Origin of the sequence: Marinobacter sp. LM1 (assembly GCF_042763285.1) — a bacterium.
In the GTDB taxonomy this organism is placed as follows: Bacteria; Pseudomonadota; Gammaproteobacteria; order Pseudomonadales; family Oleiphilaceae; genus Marinobacter; species Marinobacter nauticus.
On sequence record NZ_CP114373.1, the window covers coordinates 4,268,361 to 4,292,250 of the forward strand.

Here is a 23,890-nt window from a genome sequence, read left to right on the forward strand (position 1 = left end):
CACCCTTAGACCATAGCCAAAGCCAGCGACGACGACAAACTTACCCGCGCTCTTCTCCCGACCGTGGCGCCTGCAGATCAAGCCCGGGATATTGTTTCTGCAACCGGTACAGCCGGATGATGGTAATGATGTTGGTAACCAGCACCATGCCCTCAGCCAGAGTACCGCCGACGGATCCGATCACCAGGTTATTGAGCATCCAGGCCAGCGCCGCCAGCCCCAGAACAATACGAAGGGGAATACCCCGGAGCATGAACATGCCCACGGTGCCGAGAACGGCGGCGGTGAGGGGAAACACATCGGTAGCAGACGTCCAGGTTGCCCAGGCCACCAGCAGATTGACCACCAGCATGACCGCCATGATCAACCCGTTGCCCTGGTACCGGCGCGCCAGGGCGATGCGCAGGATCACCAGTACCGTCAGGGCCGCCGCCGTCCAGCTCTGAAAGAACGCGAACATCAGGGCGAAGGCCACATTGGCCGAAATCAGCAGTACCAGGAGGCGGTCGTCGTTCTTGTTGGCAAAACCGGCAATACAGAACCCCAGGGCCACCAACCCACACAGCTGCCCCAGCCCCTGGCTGAGCGTAAGCCCGGCAACCAGTTCTGTCATAGCGGTAATCCCCTCTCCCGATGCTGCACCCCAGCCTGCCACACTTACCGGGTTTGAGCCATGCACAAACCTGTGCCAGAGTGCTTCCACGTTGATATCAAGGACCCGCGCCCTATGAAAACCGTCTTCTCCCCGTTGCACAGCCGGCGCCATGTACGCACCGAACTGGATGGCGGCCTGCTGATCGAACCCCATGAAAAACCCTCAAGAGCCGAGACCATCCTGGCCAGGGTGAAAGACCAGGCCCTGGGCGAGATTCTGGAGCCGGAAGAATTCGGGCTGGCGCCGATCCAGCGCGTGCACACACCGGATTACGTGGCGTTTCTGGAGACCTGCTGGCAGGACTGGCTGGCTGCGGGCAAGCCCGGCGAAGCCATTCCCGCGGTGTGGGCAGGCCGGGGCATGCGCCACCGGATTCCCAAGGACATTGATGGCCGCCTGGGCTATTACAGCTTTGCCGCCGAAACCTCGATCTCGGAGGGCACCTGGGAAGCCGCCCGCGCTTCCGCCAACGTGGCCCTGACCGCCCAGAAACTGGTGGCCGATGGTGAGCGCGCTGCCTTTGCCCTGTGCCGACCACCCGGGCACCACGCCCACGCCGACCTGTTCGGCGGCTACTGCTTCTTCAACAACGCAGCTATCGTGGCGCAGGCGTTCCGGGACCAGGGCTACGGCAAGGTTGCTATCCTGGATGTGGATTTCCATCACGGCAATGGCACCCAGGCCATTTTCTATGACCGGGCCGATGTCCTCACTATCAGCCTGCACGGCGACCCGGATCTGGTGTTCCCGCACTTCCTAGGGTTTGAAGACGAGCTGGGGGAAGGCACCGGCGAAGGCTACAACCTGAACATCGTCTATCCGCCGGGAACGCCCTACAGCACCTGGAGCCAGGGCCTGGAAACCGCTTGCGAGCGCATTGAAGTGTTCAAGCCCGATGCCCTGGTGGTGGCGCTGGGCGTGGACACCTTCGAGCACGACCCCATCTCGTTCTTCAAGCTGGCCTCGGAAGACTACCTCAGCCTGGGGCAGCGCCTGGCGCAGCTGGGTTTGCCCACCGTGTTTACCATGGAAGGCGGCTACGATGTGGACGCCATTGGCGTAAATGCGGTCAATGTCATGCAGGGCTTTGAGGGAAAATCCTGAGTAATACTGGCGACCGGAGGGAGCCCCTTCCTCCGGCGCGCTATCTGCCACCCTGTTTCATCAACGCCGCCGAAAAGCCGTCCATTAATCGCTCGGCACTCACAGGCACCTCGCGGAGCTGCGAATTGAACACCCGACTGAAAGCCCGGAAATCGACAGCTTTCCAGTTTTCCGGCGCAAGCATGTGGGCGATGTCGTCCACGTTGTCGGCAGTCGCAGCCTTAAACTGGTAGTGCATCGAGGCCGATTGTCCGCTATCTGCAAAATCGTATCCCCGGTGATAGTCGTGCACCAGCAATAACGCCAGCCCTCCACCCATGAAATGCCGGCCAAGACTGACATACAGATCGCCCGCGCGAATCGCCGCAAGCGCTTCCGGCTCCCAGTCAATGCCACCCACTACCAAGTCATTGCCGGGACGTAAGCCCGCGCGCCTGGCAGCATCCATGGCGCCAAGCGCCATGCCGTCGCTGGCGCTCCAGATTGCAGCCGTATTCGGATACCGCCGCAACAGCACCGATGTTTTGTCTCTCGCCTCCAGCTCGCTCCAGTCGGCACGAACAGACTGCAACAGTTCCGAGCCTGCCCCATCCGTCGCCTCAAGCAGCCCGAGACTGCGATCACGAGCTGCAGAGGAATCCAGGGTGCCAGTCAGTGCAACAACAGGTACCGGCTCATCAGACCTGACCAGGTTGAGCACCCGTGCTCGCTGGTCGAGCATCCTGGCCAGTAGTTGACCACCGGAGACATTATCGACCCCCAGATGGCCAATCCAGTTCTCCATTTTTTCTCTGGGCGCAGAACCCACCTTCTCTCGCGCGGCCTCTGGCACCGCAGTGTTAAACGAGAACACCTTAACGCTTTGCCGGCGCGCATAATCCAGGATCTGCGCGGTTACCTGCTCCTTCCACATGATGATCAGGTAATCGGGTTTCTCCTCCCGACTGAGAACTTGCTGGACCAGCTTCAGATAACTGAGCCGATGCCGCCCCTCATCGAACAGGACGTCAAACTCAACCTCCAGGTCCGCAGCCACCTGCTCCATGAAACCTGCAACCATGTGCCAGAAACGGGATGTATCCGGTGACAGGAACACCACATTCGGGAGCGTGTCCGACGCACTCGGGTTTGGGAGCGTATCCGCATCCGCCACCCGACTAACGGTGCCCAGAAACAGGCTGATCATCAGTACAACACGTAAAACCATGCAGCTCCTTAGCCGTCGGCAAATCTTGCCGGTCAGTATAACGAACAATACGGTATCCGCATCGACCTCTCCCCAGCCGATCGAACCCGGTGCCTCTGGTCACCCGGATTGGTGGAAAATGTCATTGCCTGTAGCTTGCTAATCGGGAGATCATCAGCCAACCATGCGCAAACTCTGGATGCCCGGAATGGAAAACTACCTGAGAGCCACCCCCTTCTTCGACTACGACCATCCCGCCGTCGAGGCCTGGGTTCAGCAGCACCTGGCCGGCGTAGCGGACGACCCGGTGGCACAGATCAAGGCGCTGTATCTGGCGGTGCGCGACAGCATCCAGTACAACCCCTACGTGTTCAGAACCGAGCCACGCACGCTCTCGGCCAGTTACGCGCTGGAATCGGGCGAAACCTACTGCATTCCCAAAGCCGTGCTGCTGGGTGCCGCAGCCCGCTCCATCGGCATTCCCAGCCGGCTGGGCCTGGCGGATGTACGTAACCATCTGTCCAGCCCGAAGCTGATTGAGTGGCTGCGTTCCGACATTTTCCGCATGCACGGCTTTATCGAGCTGTATCTCAATGGTCGCTGGGTGAAAGCCACACCGGCCTTCAACCGACAGTTATGCGAGCTGATGAAGGTAGAGCCCCTGCCATTTGATGGGGTGAACGACTCGGTCTTCCAGGAATTCACGGAAGACGGCCAGGCGCATATGGAATACATCAATGATCACGGCGTGTTCGACGATGTGCCCTTCGATTTCATCGTTGACGGCGTTCGCCGGGCCTATGGCCACCTGTTTGAAGCGGATGGCCAGCCCCAAACCATGACGGGCAGCCTGGAACAGGACATCTCGGACCGTTCCTGAAGCCATAAAAAAACCGGCAGCCCACTTCCCGTGGGCGCCGGTTTCAGGGGTCAGCCTGAATTCAGGCTTGTGTGAACAACTTACTCAGCAGAATTACGGATCAGGAAATCGAAGGCGCTCAGGGCAGCCTTGGAACCTTCACCCATAGAGATCACGATCTGCTTGTAGGGCACGGTGGTGGCATCGCCTGCCGCGAACACACCCGGGATCGAGGTCTCGTTACGATCATTTACGATGATCTCGCCGTGCTGGCTCAGTTCGATGTCGCCTTTCAGCCACTCGGTGTTCGGCACCAGGCCGATCTGAACAAACACGCCTTCCAGTTCAACGTGATGCGACTCACCGGTGGTACGGTCGGTGTAGTTCAGGCCGCTGACCTTGCCATCGGTACCCACCACTTCCGTGGTCTGGCCAGACGTAATGATCTTCACGTTGTTCAGGCTACGCAGTTTCTTCTGCAGCACTTCATCGGCACGCATCTGCTCGCCAAACTCGATCAGCGTCACGTGGCCGACAATACCTGCCAGGTCGATGGCCGCTTCCACGCCGGAGTTACCACCGCCAATCACCGCTACGCGCTTGCCTTTGAACAGCGGGCCGTCGCAATGCGGGCAGTAGGCCACGCCCTTGTTGCGGTACTCTTCCTCACCCGGCACACCCATCTGACGCCAGCGGGCGCCGGTGGACAGAATCACCGTGCGAGCTTTCAGAGAGCCGCCGTTGGCCAGGCGTACCTCGTGCAGGCCTCCGGTCTGCTCGGCCGGAATCAGCTTCTCGGCACGCTGCATGTTCATGATGTCGACTTCGTATTCGTTGACGTGCTGCTCCATGGCCGCCACCAGTTTCGGGCCTTCGGTGTAAGGCACAGAAATCAGGTTTTCGATGCCCATGGTGTCGGCCACCTGGCCACCAAAACGCTCAGCCGCGATACCGGTCGCAATGCCCTTTCGTGCGGCATAGATAGCCGCAGCAGAGCCTGCCGGGCCACCACCGATCACCAGAACGTCAAACGCATCTTTCTGGTTGATCTTACGAGCTTCTTTTTCAGCCGAGTTGGTGTCCAGCCTGGCCGCAATCTCTTCCAGCGTCATCCGGCCCTGGCCCCAGGGCTGGCCATTCAGGTAAACACTGGGTACCGCCATCACTTCACGCTGCTCAACTTCGTCCTGGAACAGGGCACCGTCAATGGAGGTGTGCTTGATGTTCGGGTTCAGCACGCTCATCAGGTTCAGGGCCTGAACCACGTCCGGGCAGTTCTGGCAGGACAGCGAGAAGTAGGTTTCAAACTCGAACTCACCTTCCAGCTCCTGAACCTGCTGGATCACTTCCTGAGACGCCTTGGATGGATGGCCACCCACCTGCAGCAGGGCCAGCACCAGCGAAGTGAATTCGTGGCCCATGGGAATACCGGCAAAGCGAACGCCAATGTCGGTGCCTACACGATTGATGGCGAAGGACGGACGACGCACCTCAGTCGATTCCTCGGTCCGCAGGCTGATCTTCTCGGACATCGGCTCGATTTCTTCCAGCAGCTGCTTGAGCTCCTCGGACTTCTTGCTGTCGTCATAGGCTGCCACCAGCTCAATCGGCTGCTGCAGCTTTTCCATATAGGCCTTCAACTGTCCTTTGATATTGGCATCCAACATGTTTGGTATTCCCCTTTATGTCGTGAAACTAAGTTTCTGAATTCAATAATGAATCGTTATCTGAAGTTATGATTAAGATACGGCCAGACGGTTCGTTGCTCAAATTGATTGACCCAAACCTTCTGATAGGCCATACCTATAAAATTCAGTCGTAACGATTGATAGATACAAAAAAGGCCCGCAGTGCGGGCCTTTCTGTAAGTTTCACCGAATCGGGGAAACTTAGATCTTGCCAACCAGGTCCAGAGACGGAGCCAGAGTTTCTTCGCCTTCTTTCCACTTGGCCGGGCAAACTTCGCCAGGATGGTTGCGAACGTACTGGGCGGCTTTAACCTTGCGCAGCAGGTCGTCTGCGTCACGGCCGATGCCTTCGGCAGTGATTTCAACAGCCTGGATGATACCGTCCGGATCGATCAGGAAAGTGGCGCGGTCTGCCAGGCCCTGGCCTTCACGCATAACACCGAAGTTGTTGGTGATGGTGCCAGTCTGGTCGCCAACCATGTAGTAGTTGATCTTGCCGATGGTCTCGGAAGTGTCGTGCCATGCTTTGTGGGTGAAGTGAGTATCAGTAGATACAGAGAACACTTCTACGCCCAGCTTCTGCAGCTCTTCGTACTTGTCAGCCACATCGCCCAGCTCGGTCGGGCACACGAAGGTGAAGTCGGCCGGGTAGAAGAAGAAGATGGCCCACTTGCCTTTAACGTCGGCTTCAGAAATTTCTACGAACTCGCCCTGCTTGAATGCGGTGGCGTTGAACGGTTTGATTTCGCTGTTAACGATACCCATCTCAGAATAACTCCTGTCGGTTCATTTAACTGATGGTTTGGAAACGATGCACAAGATACGGGTTTGACCATCTGAGTGAAAATTGATTATTTCCAATCTCAGCATAGGCATAGCCTATATACAGCCATCAACTTCGGCTAAACATGGCGGCCAAAAGCCTTCCGGGCCTTCAGCCACCTGCCATTGATATGGGGCCTTAACCTGCAAGTTCAATCTTGCGGAAGTCCAGAATATTTTCTTTTGGTGACGTTTGGATGGCAGCCACCTCTGAACGTTTCCTGAGCAGTATATAACCAAAGCAACCAAAGTAGAGTGCAATGACCAGCGCACCCACCCACTGAATCCGCAGGAAATCCAGCTTGAACAACATGGTCAGCCCGACCATGGCCACCAGGTTGAAGAGCACATAATTCACCCGCCCCAGGCGTTGCGCCGTCAGGTTCAGGTTATCGGTGTAGAGCCGGATCAGGGAATCCAGGGAGTTGATGACCATCAACACGCCCACCGAGATCATGGCGATGTTGGTGAAGGCGGCAATCTTCAGCCCCTCCGCGTGATAGTAATAGAGCACGCTGAACCACACGCCAATGGCAACGGACGGCACGACCAGCATGGCAATCAGCAGCTGCCAGGTTTTGATACCACTCACGAAACGCGCGGTGAACTGACCAATCATGATGCTCCAGGCAAACCACCAGAACAGATAAAACTCGTGGTAGTCGTTGATGGGCAGGACAAAGTGATGGATGTTGGCAAAGTACTCACCGAGCATGCCGGCGGTGCCAAAGAAATCTGCCGGCGAGCCTTTACCCAGAACAAATGCCCGGAACCACATACCCGCAATCAGGGTAATGAAAAGCACACTGGAACCAACACTCAGAATGCGGATGTATTTGACCTTGGAGCTGGAATACACCGCCAGCGCAATGGACAGGAACACGATGAGGTAGAACGCCGGCACCACCGATTCACCATCGCCCAGTTGCGGCAGATACCAGGGCAGATTCACCAACAGCAGGTAAGCGGTGAACGCGCAGGTGCCGATAATCACCACGTTGTTGACCAGCTTCACCATCGGAATCTCGAAGAACTTCACCCGCGGCTCAATGATGGCAAAGTAAAAGCAGGTCAGGAAATAGAAGCCCCAGATCAGGAAGGCCCAGAACCCGAACTCAATGGCCAGCGGGTTGGCAAAGGCGTATTCCGGGTTTTCAGAGACATTGCCGTAACCACCGAACTCGGTGAGAGGGAACATGATCAGCCCCACATCCAGACCGGAGGTGAACAGGATGGCAATGAAGGTCAGCGTGCGAACCGGCGTAACGCCGATGCACTGCATGTCCCACCACCGATACAGAATCAGGGCGATGGCGGCGAAGGTAAAGATCAGGCCTGTGGATAACCAGAGTGTCATGCGATCTCCCTCCGGTTGTTCCTTGTCATTGTAGTGCACAGCATGGGTGTTCCTCCTCTACTTTGTAAGCGCTGCTTCTTTCGAATCGGACACAAACCCAGGACTTGCCTATCAGTCGCCCGAAAACGGCGGGATGCCGTCGCGCTGATAGGGAAATCCTGAGGGCTTGCTACCCGGGCACCTTGCGTACCCGGGCCGGGACTGCGGTCGCTAGGCCAGCGACCGTTTCGCTTGTCCCGGACGTTGGCGCGCCTGCCATTGGTCATCCATGAAGACCGGCGCGTCCGAAGGTTGCAGGGGCTCCCTGCCCCGGATAAGGTCGGCTGCCCGCTCGGCCACCATGATGGTGGGCGCGTTCAGGTTGCCATTGGGTATGGTCGGGAAGATGGACGAATCCACCACCCGCAGATTCTGGATACCGCGCACGCGGGTTTCCGGGTCTACCACCGCCAGCGCATCAGTGCCCATCTTGCAGGAACAGGACGGGTGATAAGCGCTCTCCACCGCCTGGCGCACGAAGGCATCGATCTGCTCATCGCTCTGCACATCCACACCGGGCTGGATTTCCGCACCACGGTACTCGTCCATGGCCGGCTGGCTGATGATCTCCCGGGTCAGGCGCACACAGTCGCGGAAGCCTTCGCGGTCGGCCTCGTGTTCCAGGTAGTTGAAACGAATGCGCGGGGCCTGTTTGGGGTCGGCAGACAGCACATGCACAAAACCCCGGCTCTTCGGCTTGTTGTGACCGATGTGGAGCTGGAAACCGTCGCCATCAAAGGCTTCGCGGCCGTCGTAGCGCATGGCCGCCGGCAGGAAATGGTATTGCAGGTCCGGCCATTCAACGCCGGCCTTGGAGCGGATAAAACCACAGGACTCAAAATGGTTGGTGGCCCCCAGGCCATCCTTGCGCAGAATCCAGCGCACCCCGATCTTGAGCTTGTTCCACCAGTCCAGTTTGCCATTCAGGGAGACCGGCTTCTGGCAGCGGAACTGGAAGTAGAACTCCAGGTGATCCTGAAGGTTCTCACCCACGCCCGGCAGCTCATGCTTCACCTCAATACCAGCCTGCTCCAGCACTTCGCGCTTGCCAATACCTGACAGCTGCAACAAATGTGGCGAGCCAATAGAACCGGCCGACAGAATCACTTCCTTGGCGGCTTTGGCCTCCTGCACCTGACCACCCTGCTCATAACGCACGCCGGTGGCGGTTGTCCCTTCCAGAAGTACCTTATGCACCAGGGCATGGGTGACCACCGTCAGATTCGGCCGCGCCATGGCCGGGCGCAGGTAGGCGTTGGCGGTGGACCAGCGGCGACCGTTCTTCACGGTCATGTGCATGGCGCCAAAACCTTCCTGGCGGGCACCGTTGTAATCATCGGTCTCCAGATAACCGGCATCGACGCCGGCCCGGATGAACGCCGTATACAGCGGGTTTCGCATGTTGTTGCCGTTGTTCACACCCAGGGGGCCGGCCCCCCCCCGGTAGGCATCGCCGCCGAAGGCCCAGGTTTCTGCCTTCTTGAAATAGGGCAGCACGTTGCGGTAGCTCCAGCCGTCGGCACCTTCAGACTGCCACTCGTCGAAATCCCGGGCATGGCCACGGACATACACCATGCCATTGATGGATGACGAACCACCCAGCACCTTGCCCCGGGGGCAATGCATACGGCGATTGTCCAGGTACAGCTCCGGCTCGGTCTCGAACTGCCAGGCGTACTTTTTGGTGTTCATGGGAATGGATAGCGCGGTGGGCATCTGGATGAAGATGCTCTTGTCACTGCCACCGGTTTCCAGCAGCAGCACCCGGTTTTCACTGTCCTCGGTCAGACGGTTAGCCAGCACGCAACCGGCTGAGCCCGCACCCACAATGATGTAGTCGTATTGGTTTTCTTTCATACGCGTTCTCCTCTGTGGCCTGCGGGGTTAAAACGGGGCGTCGATGTCTTCCATGCCCACATACACCGACTTGATCCGGGTGTAGTGCGCAATGGTTTCGCGCCCGTTCTCACGGCCGATACCGGAGAGTTTGTAGCCACCCACCGGCATTTCCGCCGGCGAAGCACCGTAGCTGTTGATCCAGCAGATGCCGGCCTGAATCTGGTGAATCACCCGGTGTGCCCGGCGGATATCATTGGTGAACACACCCGCGGCAAGTCCGGTATCGGTATTGTTGGCCCGGGCAATCACCTCGTCTTCATCGCGGAAGGTGAGCACAGACATCACCGGCCCGAAAATCTCTTCCTTCACGATGGTCATGTCGTCGGTGCAGTCGGTGAAAATGGTCGGTTCCACGAAATAGCCGCCCTGAGAATCCTCCGGCTCAAAGGCCCGTCCGCCGTGGCTGAGCGTGGCGCCTTCGGCCAGCCCTTTGCTGATGTAACCCAACACCAGTTCCTGATGCTTTTTGGAGATCAGCGCGCCGAAGTTGGTGTCCGGGTTCATCGGGTCACCGGCCTTGATGTTCTTGCGTGTGCGCTCCAGCAGGCGCTCGATAAAGCGCGGGTAGAGGTCCTCGTGCACAAACACCCGGGTACCGTTGGTGCAGATCTCGCCCTGGGTGTAGAAGTTACCCACCATGGCGGCGGAGATGGCGTTCTCCAGGTCCGCGTCGTCAAAAATGATCAGCGGCGACTTGCCACCCAGTTCCATGGTCACGTCTTTCAGCGACGACGCGGCGGCGGCCATCACCTTCTTGCCGGTGCCCACCTCACCGGTGAACGACACCTTGGCAATCTCCGGGTGATGGGTCAGCCACTGGCCAACTTCAGCAGCGCCCTGCACCACGTTGAACACGCCCGCCGGCACACCGGCTTCGATAAAGATTTCCGCCAGCTTCACCGCGCCCATGGGCGTTTCTTCGGAGGGTTTGAAGATCATGGCGTTGCCGCAGGCCAGGGCCGGGGCCGACTTCCAGCAGGCGATCTGGATCGGATAGTTCCAGGCACCAATGCCCGCACAGATGCCCAGCGGCTCCCGCCGGGTGTAATAGAAATCGCCCCCCAGATCCTGCTGGTTACCTTCGATGGACGGCGCCAGGCCGGCAAAGAACTCAATGGCATCGGCACCGGTCACCACATCCACAGCTTCCGCTTCCTGCCAGGGTTTACCGGTATCACGCACTTCCACTGCCGCCAGCTCGTCATTTCGCTCGCGGAGCAAGGCCACCGCGTTCAGCAGAATGCGGCTGCGCTCAATGGCGGGTGTGGCGGCCCACTGGGCAAAACCGGCGCGGGCGCTCTCGATGGCGGCCTGTTGCACAGACTCATCCGCCACTTCCACTTCATAGATCACCTGGCCCGTGGCCGGATTCATCACCGGGAAGGTCTCGCCGGTGCTGTTGGCCAGAAACCGGCCGTGGACAAAGTTCTGAACCACAGGAAGAGATGCAGACATAGCGCGTTGGTAACCTCTGTTCGGTGTCTTCAGGCCTTGTGGGCCGTGGAATTCAAATTGGCTCAGGCGCCAGCCCGGGCCAGTGTCTCGTGGACAAACTGCTTGCACAGCCGCTCGCCGGCTTCAAAGCTCTCGGCCGGGTCCAGGCTCAGGGCACTGCGCAACCAGAACCCGTCGATCATCGCCGCCGTTTGCCGGGCCGCCGCTGTCGCCTCGGCCTGCGGCAGCACCTGCGCGAAGGAATAACGCAGGTTGCTGTACAGCCGGGCGTTGTTGATCTGCTGCAAACGCTTCAGCCCCGGCTCGTGCATCGAGCGGGCCCAGAAGCTGAGCCAGGTTTTCGCCGCCAGCGCCGACCGCTGGAACTCGGAAAAGTTGGACTCGATGATGCAGTCCAACCGCTGGGCCGGGGAGCGATCGGTTTTCGCCATGCGCTCCCGCAGCTCCTTGCCTAACTGGTCCAGCAGGTAGCGCAAGGCGGCCTCAATCAGCCCCTGCTTGCCCCCGAAATAGTGGCTGATGATGCCGGACGACATTCCCGCCCGCTTGCTGATGCTCACGATCGTGGTGTTCTGCATCCCCAGTTCAGCGATGGACTCCATGGTGGCGTCGATCAGTTGCTGGCGGCGGGTGTCTTTCATTCCGACTTTCGGCATGGGCTTTCCATCCAATCTTTATTAATTGAACGTTCAATTAAATTAAAGGCTACAGAAACGTGACAGGGATTTCAAATTTGATCAGAAAACCACCACACCACCTCATCAAACCGGATCTCTCTTCCACCAAAGGTTGCTGGCAACCGCCGGCCAGTCAGGACACAATCGGGGCAACCGCGAACAACAAGGAGCCACTATGAGTACCCTGCCCCAACTCACCGATGCCCTGCTGACTCTGGAAAACCGAGTGGCCACGCTCACCATGAACCGCCACGACCTGCGCAACGCGCTCACCGGCTCCCATCTGATCGACGATATAGTTGCCACGGCCGAGTGGGTGAACAGCTGCGAGGAGGTATCCGTGCTGGTGATCACCGGTGCAGGCTCGGCCTTCAGTGCCGGGGGTAATATTCGCGATATGGCCGAACGGGGCGGTGACTTCGCAGGCGATCCGGCGGAATGCGCCGAGCGCTACCGAAAGGGCATCCAGCGTATTCCCCTGGCACTGGACGCCGTGGAAGTGCCAGTGATTGCGGCGGTGAACGGCCCCGCCATCGGCGCAGGATTTGATCTGGCCAACATGGCGGATCTTCGCCTGGCCGCAGACAACGCGAAGTTTGGCGAAACCTTCCTGAATCTGGGCATTATTCCCGGTGACGGTGGGGCCTGGTTCCTTCAACGCCTGATCGGCTACCAGAAAGCGTTTGAGCTGACCCTGACCGGCCGCGTGATCGACGCCAACGAAGCCAGACAGCTTGGTATCGTGATGGACGTGGTGCCTGCCGATCAGCTAATGGACGCGGCCATGACACTTGCCCGCAGTATCGCCCAGCAGCCCGCCAAGGCCACCCGGCTGACCAAGCGCCTGATGAAAATGGCCCAGCGCACGGAACTGCGGGATTTCCTGGATATCTGCGCCTGCTTCCAGGGCATGAGCCACAATGAGCCGGAACATCTGGAAGTGGTGAACCGCATGCTGGATACCCTGGCCCGAAAGCAATGAGGCAAACGCCCAGCCACGTTAATTACTTAGAAACCTGACACATTTTGCTGCATTAAAACCCACAACAACGGCTTTTCTCGCCCGCCAGCATTGCTAGACTGACAGAGTTAAGAAAACAACAAACAGTCTCGGGTTGACGAGCGAGGTCGGCTTTCGGTGAACCTGCTACACACGTGTCGCATTCTCCTGTTGTTGCTGCTTTTGTGCAGCCAGGCCGCCTTTGCCCGTTCAGCCACCGTCGTCATCGGAGCAGACCAACCTATCGCCAGCCAGTTCCAGTACTGGGAAGACAGCGATGGCCTCGCATCTCTGCAGGACGTGCTCTCACTGCCGGCCGGCGACTAGCAACACCAGCCCGACGGCAAAGCTACCCTTGGCATTACGTCATCGGCCTAATGGCTGCGCGTGCCCACAGAGAACGCCACATCGGCCGGGCTCAACCTGGTGGCCGAACTCGGCTACTCCCAGTTGGATGATGTCCGCTTCTACCTGCTGGACGGCTCGACGGTTCTGCGAACACTGGAAACCGGCGATGACCAGCACCAGAATACCGCTCCAGACCAACAGGCCCTTCAGCAAAACCGTCATCATTATCCGCCGTCCTTCCACCCGATAGCCTGCATCAAGTCGCCTTTGGTAAACCGGAGAACTCCGGCACATCGCCCAGCGCGCGATCCCAGGCTGCCCGGCTCGACGTGAAAAGATGCGCGGTAGGCACCCGGGAGAGCTCCGAGTCCAGACACCCGGCAGGCACTACCAGCAAACCCGGAATATGGGTGTTGGGCACTGCCGAACCACAGGTCCGGCAAAAACACTTTTGGTGCCGGGTGCCCGGGAGCGTAAAGGAGGCCACGGCCTCCTCACCCGACAGCCAGACCAGCCGGGCCGACTGGGAGAACAGGTTTGCCGCGTGGGCAGACCCGGTGTCCTTCTGGCAATACCGGCAATGACACAGGTAAAAGCTGTCGAAGTCTCCGTGCACCTCGAACTTCACGGCGCCACACAGGCAAGAGCCAACATAATCCGTCATCGCATTTCCTCCCATCAGTATTCAAGGTATCAACCGGTGTTCGCGTGCATGCAAAGCTTCGGCAAAGGCACCACCAACTGGCTGCATGGCGCAGGCTATTTTCTGATCGGCGGTGGCTGTGTGCTGCTCGGCCTGCGCCATGTAATCTACGATTTCCTGTCCATCGTGATTGCCAATATCGCAATCATTATGGGCGTTGTGCTGATTTACCGGGGACTGTTTCGTTTCCTGGGTATCACGCTGCGCCATGAGCGTTGGCTAAGCACCACACTGGTGGTCCTGCTTGCTGCTTTACTGTATTTCTATACCTTTCATATTCCAGATATAAATATCCGTATACAGGCCTTCTCTATGGTCTGTGCAGCGATCTGCCTGATCGGTGCCAGCGGACTGCTGAAACACCGGGACATCCGCAACCGCATGGTCGCCAAAATGCTCATCGCCATGTTTTTGCTGATGAGTAGCTTGTTTATTTTCCGCTTTTTCTGGTCGTTCTACGCCATACCGCCTCAAGATTTCATGAGGGCTGGGTTGCTCAGCGCCTTGACGATCATTGCCGGAGAACTACTGGTTATTCTGTCATCCTTCTGCACGATATGGATGGCGTCCGATGAGTTGCAGGATGAACTCTCCGAAATCGCCAGGATTGATCCTTTAACGGGGCTCTACAACAGGCGGGCATTCGACGAATGTTGTGACATTGAGTTCAGCCGTGCGCAGCGTTCAGGTGCGCCCTTCGCCATTATCATGTGCGACCTGGACCACTTCAAAAACGTGAATGACGAGTATGGCCATCATGTAGGCGATGAGGTATTGAGGCGCTTTGCCAATACGCTCAAAGAGCACATACGAAAGCATGACGTGGTGGCGCGTTTCGGGGGCGAAGAATTTGTTCTGCTGTTGCCTGGTAAAGACACCGAGCAGGGATTAGAGGTGGCGGAGAAACTCAGAGCCAAAACGGCAGACACCCAGATCACGATTGGTGATGATGTCTGTTTAACGCTCTCGGCCAGTTTCGGAGTGGCTCACTACGATTCCAGAGACCGCGAGTGGAGTGCCGTGCTGCACCGTGCGGACAACGCGCTGTACGCCGCCAAAAAACAGGGGCGTAACTGCGTTGTCGATCTGGCAACGAAAAACCCAGGCGAGGAATGCCTTTCGCGAACACCCACCGTCATTCGTATTTAACGGGACTTCCGGGCAATAAGAAAAAGGCGTCTCTGCTGCCCAAGCCCGACAGGCTTGCCATCATGGTGACCAGTACGGCATCCCGTAGCATCGAATAAAAAGCTGTGGTCAGGTCAACCGCGTTGGGAAACGGCTCCGCTTACGCTACTGGCTATCAATTCTACGAGTGTAGATCGTCCTGGTTCCAAAAACGGATTTCCGGTTCACTATTAGAAACGGGACAGTGGGGATCGCAGACAGGAGTATGAAAGTGCAAAAATCGTTGATGTAGGAGTTTGAACTGACCGGAATCTGAACCACCTCTCCAATGACCACCAAAAACACCAAAATCATGGCCAGATAATAGACCGGGCCGAACCGTAGATGAAGGATGTCGTCCGACTCACCTGCCTCACTCAAATTGGCGCTGCAAAAAGGACAGAGAAAGCCTTTCCGAAAACCCTGATCACCGCCATCAACAGCCTCTCCTGTAGGGAAGAAACGTTCACAGGAAACACAGAGATATTGCTCTTTCAAAGCTCACCATCCTCATGGTTGGCCTCAACTCACCAGATCTTACAAGATGGCTATGTCTTTGGACCGGCCTCGTTCCCGGTACTACTGTCCAACAGGAGGACTCTGAAGACACTGACGCTCAAAAACCGGACAATCTAAACTGATAAAAAGCGGTCAAACTTCGCTGTTGTTGACACCGGGAACGGGTTAAATGCCGTAGTCGCGCTCAACCCTCGCAATACGAACCCGAAAGGTGGAGTACCAGGTTTGGTGGCCAAGCCTCTGAGCTTCTCGGTGCTCTGCGTTCTTTTTCCAGTTGGTGATGGACTCCAGGCTCTCCCAGTAGGAAACGGTGATGCCTAATTCCTCACGCACCGATTCCATTCCCAGGAACCCTGGCTGGCTTGCAGCCAACTCAACCATCCTGTCTGCCATTGCCTCGTAGCCATTGTCGCCCTCAGTGCGATGGCTACTGAAAATAACCGCGTAATACGGCGGCTCAGGGGTTTTTGCTATCTCCGACATAGATCCCTCTGGCATTTAACGCCCGGCGTAACCGGCTGGCGTTGGAGCATCAGCGGACAATCACATTCGCATTGACGCCACAGTTAGGCACTTATTCATGAAGCCATGGCGCATAACTCAGGCCAATCAACACACCCTCGGGGCTCATAAACCGTGCCACCGTCTGCCCCCAGGGTTCAGTGCGGGTTTCATGAACGAATTCCTGCCCTCTTTCCTTCATCTCTTGCACGGCCGCCTCTACAGCCGCTGCATCCGGCAACTCAAATTCGATGGTCGCCGTCGGCTCCGGAATATAATCGGGCCATTCCTCCTGGCCAAAACAAGAGGTAGCTGCCATCGAAAGGGGCCATACTCCGAAATGGTTCGCTCCGGGGAATTTATCCATGAAACGATAGTCGTCCATCTTCTCCAGCGGCAGGCCCAGCGCATCCTCATACAGAGACGCACTGGCCGCAGGGTCTTTGGTTATGGACGCAAAACCTGAAATGCACTTGATTTCCATACAATCCCTCCGTGGTTTATGGAGCACTTTGAGCCAAGGGCTTCCCTAGCTATAGAAGGTGTTTACTGAAGTGGGGGAAGTCCAGCGTCCCGTTGACCACCTTGTTAACCCCTGAGTTCGAGGTCTTCCCGAATAACCTCGGGATGACGAAACGCAATCTCGATGAGCGCCTTTGCCGGCCCTGAAGGTTTACGTCGCCCCTGCTCCCATTCCTGTAACGTTCGCGGAGAAATATGGAGTACCTCGGCAAACTCCCGCTGTGTAAGGCCAGTCTTGCCACGCGCCTCTGCGACCTGATTTGGCTCCACACGACTGACGCGCGCAGCCTTGCCCGCTTTCATTTCTTTAACAGATTGGAGGAGCTTATTGCCAAGCTCCTCAGCACTCAGAGTCTCATTACTCATTTTCCAATACCTCACGAATCGACTTCAGGATATGCGCGGGTATGTTCTCCTTGACGGCCTTCTTGTAGATCACCAATAACCAGATCTCACCATTTGCCAATCTGGTGAAGTAGATGACTCGCACTCCACCACGGCTACCGCCGGAGTTATACGCCCGTGTTCGAGCCACCCCTGCTCCATGTTGGGGGCGTATAACTCCGCCCGCCCTGTTTTCCTTTTCAAACTTATCAGAAGGTTAGCAACAATTTCCGGAGCCTGCCCGGGGTTTTGCGAACGCGTTCGTATGACTCCGGTTTTTAGGCAGGTTTTTGCTGCAGGGCCCGGCCCAGGGAATGGAAGTAGGTTCGGAAGGCGGCGTTTATCCGGTCGCGCTGTTCGCCCTGTGGGTATAGCCCCAGGCGGGCTTCTTCGCTCTCTTTGGTGCCCTTCACCAGAAAGGCGTTCTTTACTGCAGCATCCTGGATGAAGGCTTCGAAGGCTCGGGCACAGAGTTCTTCTGGCTGGCTGTAGTAGTGCCCGCCGGCGGCTTTGTCGGCTTTTGCGGAGTTCTGGAACAGGGGGCTGGGGTCTTGGCCGGTGTCGTCCAGCAGGATGGCCTGGTAGCAGGCTTGCAGGCGCTGGTTCAGCGGGTGATGGATGGCGTCCTGGCGGGTGAGCCATTGGCGGGAGGCGAACTGGCCCCGGGGTATGTTGGGGAACAGTTTGTCGCCGATGTAGTGGTCGAAGGCATGAAACCATTCGTGGGCGATGCTGCCGGGGCCGGCGTTTTTGGCCAGGGCGAAGCTGCGGGTGGCGGGGGTGTAATGGGCAGACACCCCGGGGCGGCCACCAATGCCGTATTGCAGGGCCAAAGTGCCACGCAGGGAGATCAGGCTTTCGGTGCCGCCGAGGATGGTCATCAGGTCGCACAGGGCGTCGTAGAACAGGGCGGCACTGTGCTGTTTTTCAGGCTCGGTTACCCAGCGGCCAATCTCGACGGATCGAAACTGGAACCGCCGGCGCACGTCTAGAAAGCTGACCGGTGCCCCGGCGCGGTGGTCGGGGCCGGTTCTGTAGAAGGGTCTGGGCATGGCGGCATTGTACGAAGGCGCGGGCGGCTTGTCTCAGTTCAGGTGCTGCCGTTGGCGGCCAGCACCCGGTTGGCGCACTCGCCGCCGGTTTCCAGGTCCGTCAGGTTGCTGAGTGTTGTGTGGGCAATGCTTTCCAGGGCGTTGCGGGTGAAAAACGCCTGGTGGCCGGTGATGACCACATTCGGGAATGTGAGCAAACGGGCGAACACGTCGTCTTTCAGCACGATATTGGAGAGATCTTCGAAGAACAGGTCGCTTTCTTCCTCATATACATCCAGCCCCAGGTAGCCCACCTGGCCGGATTTCAGGCCTTCGATGATGGCGGCGGTGTCCACCATGGCGCCCCGGCTGGTGTTGATCAGCATCACGCCTTTTTTCATTTTGGCCACGGCCGCGGCATCAATCAGGTGATGGGTGTCCGGGGTGAGCGGGCAATGCAGGGTCACAATGTCTGCTTCCCGGAACAGTTCGTCCAGGCTCACATATTCCGCGCCCAGCGTTTGCGCCTCCGGGTTGGCGTGCAGGTCGTAACACAGCACGCGGCAGCCGAACCCGCGCATGATGCGCACCACTTCCACGCCAATCTGGCCGGTGCCCACCACACCCACGGTGCGGCCCCGCAGATCGAACCCCAGCAAGCCGTCGAGGGCAAAGTTGCCATCACGAATGCGGTGGTAGGCCCGGTGAATCTGCCGGTTCAGGGTCAGGATCAAGGCCACGGTGTGTTCGGCCACCGCATAGGGGGAATACGCCGGTACCCGCACCACGGCGATGCCCAGGCGTTCGGCGGCTTTCAGGTCGACGTTGTTGAAGCCGGCGCAACGCAGGGCCACGGCCCGGGTGCCGCCGGCGGCCAGCTGTTCCAGTACGTTGGCGTCCACCTGGTCGTTCACGAACACGCATACCGCGTCGAAGCCTTTGGCCAGCGCCGCAGTGGCCGCATTCAGGCGTGGTTCCAGGAACACCAGTTCATGCTGGTGGCTGGCCTGGTTCGCCTGTGCCAGGAACTGTTCGTCATAGGGCTTGGTGCTGAAAACCGCCACTTTCATGGGATTGGCCTCATCCGGTCTGGGTGGGTACGGGGTTCTTCAAACATAAATCAAATGCCCGGCGGCGAGCCACCGCAATTTTATTCAATACCGGTTACAAGGCTCCGGGCACACTGGGCGCCTCCGTTGGTTCACAGAGTGCTGATGCTATGAGTCTGTCTATTATCCTGCCGATGTCGGCCTTCGCCCTGGTGGCTTCGGTATCGCCGGGGCCGGTCAATCTGGTGTGCCTGAGCAGTGGCACGCGCTATCCGGTGTCTCAGGGGCTGGTGTTTGTCACCGGGGCCACTCTGGGGTTTATCGCGCTGTTTATGGCGGTGGGCCTGGGCCTGAATTCGCTGCTGGAACACGCGCCCGGGTTCGAGCGCTGGTTGAGCTGGGCTGGCGTCGCCTTCCTGCTGTACTTGAGCTACCAGCTGGCCACCGCCGATGGCCATCTCAGTGAGGATGAGGCACGCCCGGCCCCCGGCTTTGTCACCGGCGCCCTGATGCAATGGTTGAACCCCAAGGCCTGGCTTGCGTCAGTGGCGGGTATCAGCGCGTTTACCGAGGGCGGCGACAGCACCCTGCTCTGGCTGTTCGCGGGGCTGTATCTGCCCATTTGCTGGCTGTCGCTGGCCAGTTGGGTGTATGTCGGGGTCGGGCTTCGCCGGCTGGTGCAGCAGCCGCGAATCCTGCGCGGGTTCAACCGGGTTCTGGCGCTGTTACTTGCCGGAAGTTGCGTGTTCCTGCTGCTGGATTGAGGGCTGGCGATACTGGTTCGGGGTGGCCGCCACCACGCGTTTGAAGGTTCTCTGGAAATGCGCCTGGTCGGCAAAGCCGGCGTTGAGGGCCGCGTCGGCAATACTCACGCCGCGTTTCAGTTCGCTCTGGCCGTGCTGTATGCGGCGGTTGATCAGGTAGGCGTGGGGCGTTAATCCGTAGCTTTGGCGAAACGCCCGCACCAGATGCCCCGGGCTGTAGCCACTGAGCCCGCACAGGTCGTCCAGCGATACCTCATCGGTACAGTGGCTGTCCAGGTACTGAGCCACCGCGGCCAGGGTGCCCGAGGGGCGCGGAATACCCCGGGCCGGCGCTTCCGCCAGGCTCTGCATCAGGTCCAGCAGATACTCGGCAACCCGGCTCTGCTTTTCCAGCAGGTCCCGGCCCGGGTCCAGCAGGCAATCGGCCATGGTGCAGTAGTCCTGGTACTGGCGGGGGTCGGTGATCACTGCCGTGTCCAGATCCTGCCAGTCTTCGCTGGGCAGCAGGCCCGCCTCAAATCTGAGCCGGGTCAGCCAGGCGGTATCCACATACAGCATCAGATACGCCCAGGGCTGGTTATCAATGGGATTACAGGCGTGGGGCCATTCCGGGTTCATCAACACCAGCGTGCCGGCGCTCACGTGGTACTGGTCGGTGCGGTACAGGAACGTGCTTTCACCGCCGGTGATGGCGCCGATCGACCAGTGCCGGTGGGTGTGCAGGGCATAACAGACCTCGCGCCCATCCGCGACTTTGCGCAGTTCCACATGGGGCATGCGGGCGTCGCGCCAGAAGATGGGTGTGCGAGGGTCGGTCATGGTGGTTGCCTCAAAGCAAATCGGCCAGGCCAGTGCGTATGGCACTAGCCTAGCAGAAGCTCATCCAATCAACCGCAACCGGTAACCCTTTATTGGCTTTCTGCCCTGGCAAGCAACTCATAAAAACTCACGTTGCGTTCCAGTGCCTGCCTGGCAAGGTCGCATCTCTCTCTTACCGCCACCTTACCGGCTCCGGCTTCACAAAGCTTTTCCTTCAGCGCACTCACGCCAGGAACCTGATACCGTTTGGACAAGTAGTATTCATCGGCCACGTAGGCATCTGGCAGGTCGAGATCCGCGAGCCTGGACACTGCGTCGTGCATGAGCCGTTTTTTGTCGGTATCCGAGAGGCCAGATTGCTGGTCCAGAAACCGGGTGGCCTCACTGAGAACACTGAAACTGGCATCGGGTCTTGCGATGAAGGCTTCCGCCATTTCCCGGGCTTTTTGTTGCTCACCCCGGGCCAGCAGAGCACGAAACTTCAACAGTTGCAGATGGAGATTGTCGGGCTCGCTTGCCAGGGCACGGTCAACCAGTTGCGCGTAGTCTTTACTGGCGGGCGGGTAGGTGTGGATGGTTTTCAGGGACGTCACAGGCGCCAGGGCATCGACATCGATCTGAAGGTCCGTAAACGAGCGTGCCAGTATTGCGCCATCCAGATCGTAGATCACCATCCGGACAATAGTCCGACGCTCTTCCGATGACAGATACTCGCGACCGCCCATATCGCTGGCAACAGAAGACAGCCATTTCTGGAGCTGGTTGTCGCTGACTTCCGCCTCCTGCTTTCTGGCTTTCAAGGCAGCTACGGTCATCATCTCTTCGTAGGCACTGCCGGCTACGGGTATTCCCTCTTTGTCATTCTTGAGCTTGGTTAACAGCGCAATCATGGCCATTGGGCTGTATCGGGATTTTTCCAGAATCTTCACGGCCAACAAATCCGCTTCGGTTTCCTGCTGCCGGTTCCATTGGGTGAATCCTGCCGCCGCCACCAGGGCATCGGTCGATCCGCCCATGCGCAGGGTGGTCTCACGGGCTTTGTCGTCATTACCGAACAGGGAAATGGCCTGGGCCAGATCAGTTATGCCTTTTGTTGTGCTTTGCAGTTCGTTCTTCTGGTGATGATTCAGCCATAGATGAGAGAGTTCATGGGCCAGCAGTGCGGCCACCTCATCTCGGGTATCCAGATATTCCAGGGTTCCTGCCTGAATCACGACGGTACCCTCAGGGTAGGTAAACCCGCCGAAACTGTAGCTCGGGCCCACCCGAACCTGACAATGACAGGGTCCGCCGTACCAGCTTTCTGCCAGTTCCTCGGCAATGGCCTGCAATGCCGGGGTGACATCACGGGCATTCAATGGCGCCACGCTGTCACTGCGCAAACGAACCGCATCCTCGGAAGGATCCTGCCCAGCCGCCTGATACTGATCGGCCTGGACAACAAGCTCATTGATTTCCTGCTGCCGCATCTCTTTGTTGGTGCTCCAGTCTTTCGACTGGTAAGGCGATGAGCTGCAGCCGATCAAGCCGAAACACACGGCGAGTAAAACAAGCGCTATTTTGTGCTGGCAGTTCATGGGCAGTCCTCCCCTACGCCACGGGCACTGGCCACCTGATGGTCATCCGCAAACACCACCTGTGATTTATCGCAGTAAATAACCGGCTGTTTCGAATCGCTGGTAATCACCTCCGGAACAAACACCCGATAGGTGCCCCCCGGCCCTTCAAACAGGTACTGGCCCCGCTCCTTACCACTGATCGTGACGGGCAATTGCAAACCGAGCTCACGTGCCGGTACAAGCGAGCCATCCGGTTTGCTGACGAAGGCATTCTCCGGGTCATGAAAACCCTCAATGGACTGAGCCTCTGCCAAGGCCGAACTGCACAGCAGTGCAAGCAGCCAAAGCCATCGCTTTCCGTTCATTTTCCATCTCCTTTCTTTCTTTTCTGACTGCGATCAACAGTAACGGTGTCAAACCGATCAGCTCTGCCAGGAAGCCAGGGGTGCGGTGAAACAACAGTAAAACGCTGTAGAGCACACAAAGGCTGAGGACGATGATGATCAACTCAGCCAGCTCCACCGCCAACTCTGGCCATTCCGCTCGACGCTCGTCGCGCCAGCGCCATGCCAGAACCCAGCGCGCGAGCATGAGGATGAGAAAAAGGATCAGCGGCCAGGACAGCAACAGATCGACCGGAATGGTCCACCCTGGCAGGCCAATCCCGGCGAGATTCCATTCCACCCCGATCGGTTTCAGATAGTCCGCGCCGTAATGCAGTAGGTTGCGAAGTGCTTCGGCATGCAGATAAACGCCAGGCAACTGCCCCGCAATTGGTGGGTTAAACAGATCTCTGGCCGAGGGTAAAGACACACCCACAATCGCAATCCGATTATGCAGGGGCATCTCGGTGAAGAAATCATCGCAGTTTGGCGCCAGGCAAAAGGCATCCCGAAGGGTGGCAGTCGGCACCGGCGGGCATGGCTTGGCACCGTTGTTACTGACGGATTCTGCGCGAAGGATATTCCTGGCCCAGTGCCAGAGTGAGCTAAATCCGCCATTGTTTTCGGGCGTTGCACGGCAATCCAGCGTTGAGGTGATACGCTGCGCCGGCATTCCCCAACTGAGATGCATACCGGGAGGCTGGGGTACCATCCAGGCCTCCGCTGCCTTCGATAGATCACCGCAAGGCCTGGACCTCGGTTGCTGGCAATAGATCTCATATCCCGCAACAGCCAGCGTTGGAACCTCACCGTATTCAGGCAGTGCTCGCCTAATCGGATAGTGTGAGCCATAGCCGGACCAGCCAACCAACCCGATATCAGAAGCTGCTGCAATGAGTGGCTGAATTGAGGGTTCAAGGTGGCCCGGATGTTCACCAGCACTCATGACCAGGGCCAAACCCGTGTGCTCCCGAAAGTACTGCAATCGGGCCACAAGTAGCGGAAAGCTGTCATCCAGCTGGCGCGCACGATAGAAGGTGATGTCGAGAATAATCGTGCCATACCCCAGGCGGCGAAGGGCGTCGATCAGAACCAGGTGGTCGCTGTAGGCCAGAGGCCAGTCATTGGCGCTCAGGTAACCATTTTCTTCGTGGGAGAGCCGGCGGATGGAGGCGTCATCAATCAGAATGACATCGACCAGGTCGGCACCGCTGGTCGTCACCGCCTGGTCATATAACGGTGAAAACAGCCGATCAAATCCGTCACTGATCGCTTGGGTGCTTCTTGAGCTGATGCCAAAAGGATCGGCAAAAAAAAGAAAGTAGCCCACCACCAGGAGCGCCCAGTGGCGGCGAATCATTCCGGCTAGCGATGTGCCTGCATGTAACGTCTGCACTCTG

General features: G+C 58.3%; 27 protein-coding genes. 7 read left to right on the top strand and 20 right to left on the bottom strand.

Going from position 1 to position 23,890, the window contains the following annotated elements:
- Positions 1 to 40: 40 nt before the first annotated feature.
- Positions 41 to 613, bottom strand: coding sequence for a YgjV family protein (locus OZ656_RS19865; protein WP_113879346.1), 573 nt, complete (start codon positions 611 to 613; stop codon positions 41 to 43).
- Between the two features lie 114 nt (positions 614 to 727).
- On the opposite strand from OZ656_RS19865, the gene OZ656_RS19870 reads away from it, so the two are divergent.
- A complete protein-coding gene (locus OZ656_RS19870; protein WP_023008741.1) occupies positions 728 to 1,759 on the top strand; it encodes a histone deacetylase family protein in 1,032 nt (343 codons plus the stop codon).
- A 40-nt stretch (positions 1,760 to 1,799) separates the two neighbouring features.
- Here OZ656_RS19870 and OZ656_RS19875 read toward each other — a convergent pair whose 3' ends face one another.
- Entirely contained in the window at positions 1,800 to 2,966 is a 1,167-nt protein-coding gene (locus tag OZ656_RS19875) for an ABC transporter substrate-binding protein (RefSeq protein ID WP_199451931.1), read from the bottom strand.
- 187 nt (positions 2,967 to 3,153) lie between these two features.
- On the opposite strand from OZ656_RS19875, the gene OZ656_RS19880 reads away from it, so the two are divergent.
- Complete coding sequence (locus OZ656_RS19880) at positions 3,154 to 3,825, top strand: transglutaminase family protein (protein ID WP_228285468.1); 672 nt, start codon at positions 3,154 to 3,156, stop codon at positions 3,823 to 3,825.
- A gap of 80 nt (positions 3,826 to 3,905) precedes the next feature.
- Here OZ656_RS19880 and ahpF read toward each other — a convergent pair whose 3' ends face one another.
- The 6 genes from ahpF to betI form a co-directional block, all read right to left on the bottom strand.
- Positions 3,906 to 5,471, bottom strand: a complete 1,566-nt coding sequence (gene ahpF / locus OZ656_RS19885; protein WP_199451933.1) for an alkyl hydroperoxide reductase subunit F — start codon at positions 5,469 to 5,471, stop codon at positions 3,906 to 3,908.
- A gap of 222 nt (positions 5,472 to 5,693) precedes the next feature.
- The gene (ahpC, locus tag OZ656_RS19890; protein ID WP_011787240.1) at positions 5,694 to 6,257 is read right to left on the bottom strand and encodes an alkyl hydroperoxide reductase subunit C; all 564 of its coding nucleotides are present in this window, start codon (positions 6,255 to 6,257) and stop codon (positions 5,694 to 5,696) included.
- 196 nt (positions 6,258 to 6,453) lie between these two features.
- Positions 6,454 to 7,710 (bottom strand): BCCT family transporter, encoded by a 1,257-nt coding sequence (locus tag OZ656_RS19895; RefSeq protein WP_227548768.1) that lies wholly within the window; start codon positions 7,708 to 7,710, stop codon positions 6,454 to 6,456.
- Between the two features lie 171 nt (positions 7,711 to 7,881).
- Complete coding sequence (betA, locus tag OZ656_RS19900) at positions 7,882 to 9,567, bottom strand: choline dehydrogenase (protein ID WP_153739665.1); 1,686 nt, start codon at positions 9,565 to 9,567, stop codon at positions 7,882 to 7,884.
- A gap of 27 nt (positions 9,568 to 9,594) precedes the next feature.
- Positions 9,595 to 11,064, bottom strand: coding sequence for a betaine-aldehyde dehydrogenase (betB, locus tag OZ656_RS19905; RefSeq protein WP_286714211.1), 1,470 nt, complete (start codon positions 11,062 to 11,064; stop codon positions 9,595 to 9,597).
- 62 nt (positions 11,065 to 11,126) lie between these two features.
- Positions 11,127 to 11,720 (bottom strand): transcriptional regulator BetI, encoded by a 594-nt coding sequence (betI, locus tag OZ656_RS19910; RefSeq protein ID WP_023008748.1) that lies wholly within the window; start codon positions 11,718 to 11,720, stop codon positions 11,127 to 11,129.
- Between the two features lie 196 nt (positions 11,721 to 11,916).
- Here betI and OZ656_RS19915 point away from each other — a divergent pair, with 196 nt between their 5' ends.
- The 3 genes from OZ656_RS19915 to OZ656_RS19925 all read left to right on the top strand — a co-directional run bounded on the left by OZ656_RS19915 (position 11,917) and on the right by OZ656_RS19925 (position 13,422).
- Entirely contained in the window at positions 11,917 to 12,723 is an 807-nt protein-coding gene (locus OZ656_RS19915) for an enoyl-CoA hydratase-related protein (protein ID WP_153739667.1), read from the top strand.
- 156 nt (positions 12,724 to 12,879) lie between these two features.
- On the top strand, positions 12,880 to 13,068 hold the full coding sequence (locus OZ656_RS19920) for a hypothetical protein (protein ID WP_226538070.1): 189 nt from the start codon (positions 12,880 to 12,882) through the stop codon (positions 13,066 to 13,068).
- A gap of 99 nt (positions 13,069 to 13,167) precedes the next feature.
- Complete coding sequence (locus OZ656_RS19925) at positions 13,168 to 13,422, top strand: hypothetical protein (protein ID WP_264766288.1); 255 nt, start codon at positions 13,168 to 13,170, stop codon at positions 13,420 to 13,422.
- On the opposite strand, the gene OZ656_RS19930 is transcribed toward OZ656_RS19925, so the two are convergent.
- The gene (locus OZ656_RS19930) at positions 13,346 to 13,753 is read right to left on the bottom strand and encodes a GFA family protein (RefSeq protein WP_153739668.1); all 408 of its coding nucleotides are present in this window, start codon (positions 13,751 to 13,753) and stop codon (positions 13,346 to 13,348) included. The genes OZ656_RS19925 and OZ656_RS19930 overlap by 77 nt on opposite strands.
- Positions 13,754 to 13,801: 48 nt before the next feature.
- Here OZ656_RS19930 and OZ656_RS19935 point away from each other — a divergent pair, with 48 nt between their 5' ends.
- On the top strand, positions 13,802 to 14,941 hold the full coding sequence (locus OZ656_RS19935) for a GGDEF domain-containing protein (RefSeq protein WP_227548770.1): 1,140 nt from the start codon (positions 13,802 to 13,804) through the stop codon (positions 14,939 to 14,941).
- Positions 14,942 to 15,085: 144 nt separating this feature from the next.
- On the opposite strand, the gene OZ656_RS19940 is transcribed toward OZ656_RS19935, so the two are convergent.
- The 7 genes from OZ656_RS19940 to OZ656_RS19970 form a co-directional block, all read right to left on the bottom strand.
- A complete protein-coding gene (locus OZ656_RS19940; protein WP_199451937.1) occupies positions 15,086 to 15,457 on the bottom strand; it encodes a hypothetical protein in 372 nt (123 codons plus the stop codon).
- A gap of 186 nt (positions 15,458 to 15,643) precedes the next feature.
- Positions 15,644 to 15,961, bottom strand: a complete 318-nt coding sequence (locus OZ656_RS19945) for an antibiotic biosynthesis monooxygenase (protein ID WP_153739670.1) — start codon at positions 15,959 to 15,961, stop codon at positions 15,644 to 15,646.
- Positions 15,962 to 16,052: 91 nt separating this feature from the next.
- Complete coding sequence (locus tag OZ656_RS19950) at positions 16,053 to 16,463, bottom strand: VOC family protein (RefSeq protein WP_153739671.1); 411 nt, start codon at positions 16,461 to 16,463, stop codon at positions 16,053 to 16,055.
- A 104-nt stretch (positions 16,464 to 16,567) separates the two neighbouring features.
- On the bottom strand, positions 16,568 to 16,867 hold the full coding sequence (locus OZ656_RS19955; RefSeq protein ID WP_153739672.1) for a DNA-binding transcriptional regulator: 300 nt from the start codon (positions 16,865 to 16,867) through the stop codon (positions 16,568 to 16,570).
- Positions 16,860 to 17,036, bottom strand: coding sequence for a hypothetical protein (locus tag OZ656_RS19960; RefSeq protein ID WP_199451938.1), 177 nt, complete (start codon positions 17,034 to 17,036; stop codon positions 16,860 to 16,862). Before OZ656_RS19960 ends, OZ656_RS19955 begins: the two co-directional genes overlap by 8 nt.
- A 127-nt stretch (positions 17,037 to 17,163) precedes the next feature.
- The gene (locus OZ656_RS19965) at positions 17,164 to 17,937 is read right to left on the bottom strand and encodes a CLCA_X family protein (protein ID WP_153739673.1); all 774 of its coding nucleotides are present in this window, start codon (positions 17,935 to 17,937) and stop codon (positions 17,164 to 17,166) included.
- 38 nt (positions 17,938 to 17,975) lie between these two features.
- Positions 17,976 to 18,986, bottom strand: a complete 1,011-nt coding sequence (locus tag OZ656_RS19970; protein WP_153739674.1) for a 2-hydroxyacid dehydrogenase — start codon at positions 18,984 to 18,986, stop codon at positions 17,976 to 17,978.
- Between the two features lie 149 nt (positions 18,987 to 19,135).
- On the opposite strand from OZ656_RS19970, the gene OZ656_RS19975 reads away from it, so the two are divergent.
- Entirely contained in the window at positions 19,136 to 19,729 is a 594-nt protein-coding gene (locus OZ656_RS19975) for a LysE family translocator (RefSeq protein WP_011787255.1), read from the top strand.
- On the opposite strand, the gene OZ656_RS19980 is transcribed toward OZ656_RS19975, so the two are convergent.
- From OZ656_RS19980 to OZ656_RS19995, 4 genes are all read right to left on the bottom strand, one after another.
- Complete coding sequence (locus OZ656_RS19980; RefSeq protein WP_153739675.1) at positions 19,691 to 20,548, bottom strand: AraC family transcriptional regulator; 858 nt, start codon at positions 20,546 to 20,548, stop codon at positions 19,691 to 19,693. The genes OZ656_RS19975 and OZ656_RS19980 overlap by 39 nt on opposite strands.
- 89 nt (positions 20,549 to 20,637) lie before the next feature.
- Positions 20,638 to 22,125 carry a M48 family metalloprotease gene (locus OZ656_RS19985; protein ID WP_153739676.1) on the bottom strand — a complete coding sequence of 496 codons (1,488 nt, stop codon included), beginning with the start codon at positions 22,123 to 22,125 and terminating at the stop codon, positions 20,638 to 20,640.
- Positions 22,122 to 22,421, bottom strand: a complete 300-nt coding sequence (locus OZ656_RS19990) for a hypothetical protein (RefSeq protein WP_014423113.1) — start codon at positions 22,419 to 22,421, stop codon at positions 22,122 to 22,124. Before OZ656_RS19990 ends, OZ656_RS19985 begins: the two co-directional genes overlap by 4 nt.
- Complete coding sequence (locus tag OZ656_RS19995) at positions 22,399 to 23,886, bottom strand: CHASE2 domain-containing protein (RefSeq protein ID WP_153739677.1); 1,488 nt, start codon at positions 23,884 to 23,886, stop codon at positions 22,399 to 22,401. Before OZ656_RS19995 ends, OZ656_RS19990 begins: the two co-directional genes overlap by 23 nt.
- Positions 23,887 to 23,890: the final 4 nt, after the last annotated feature.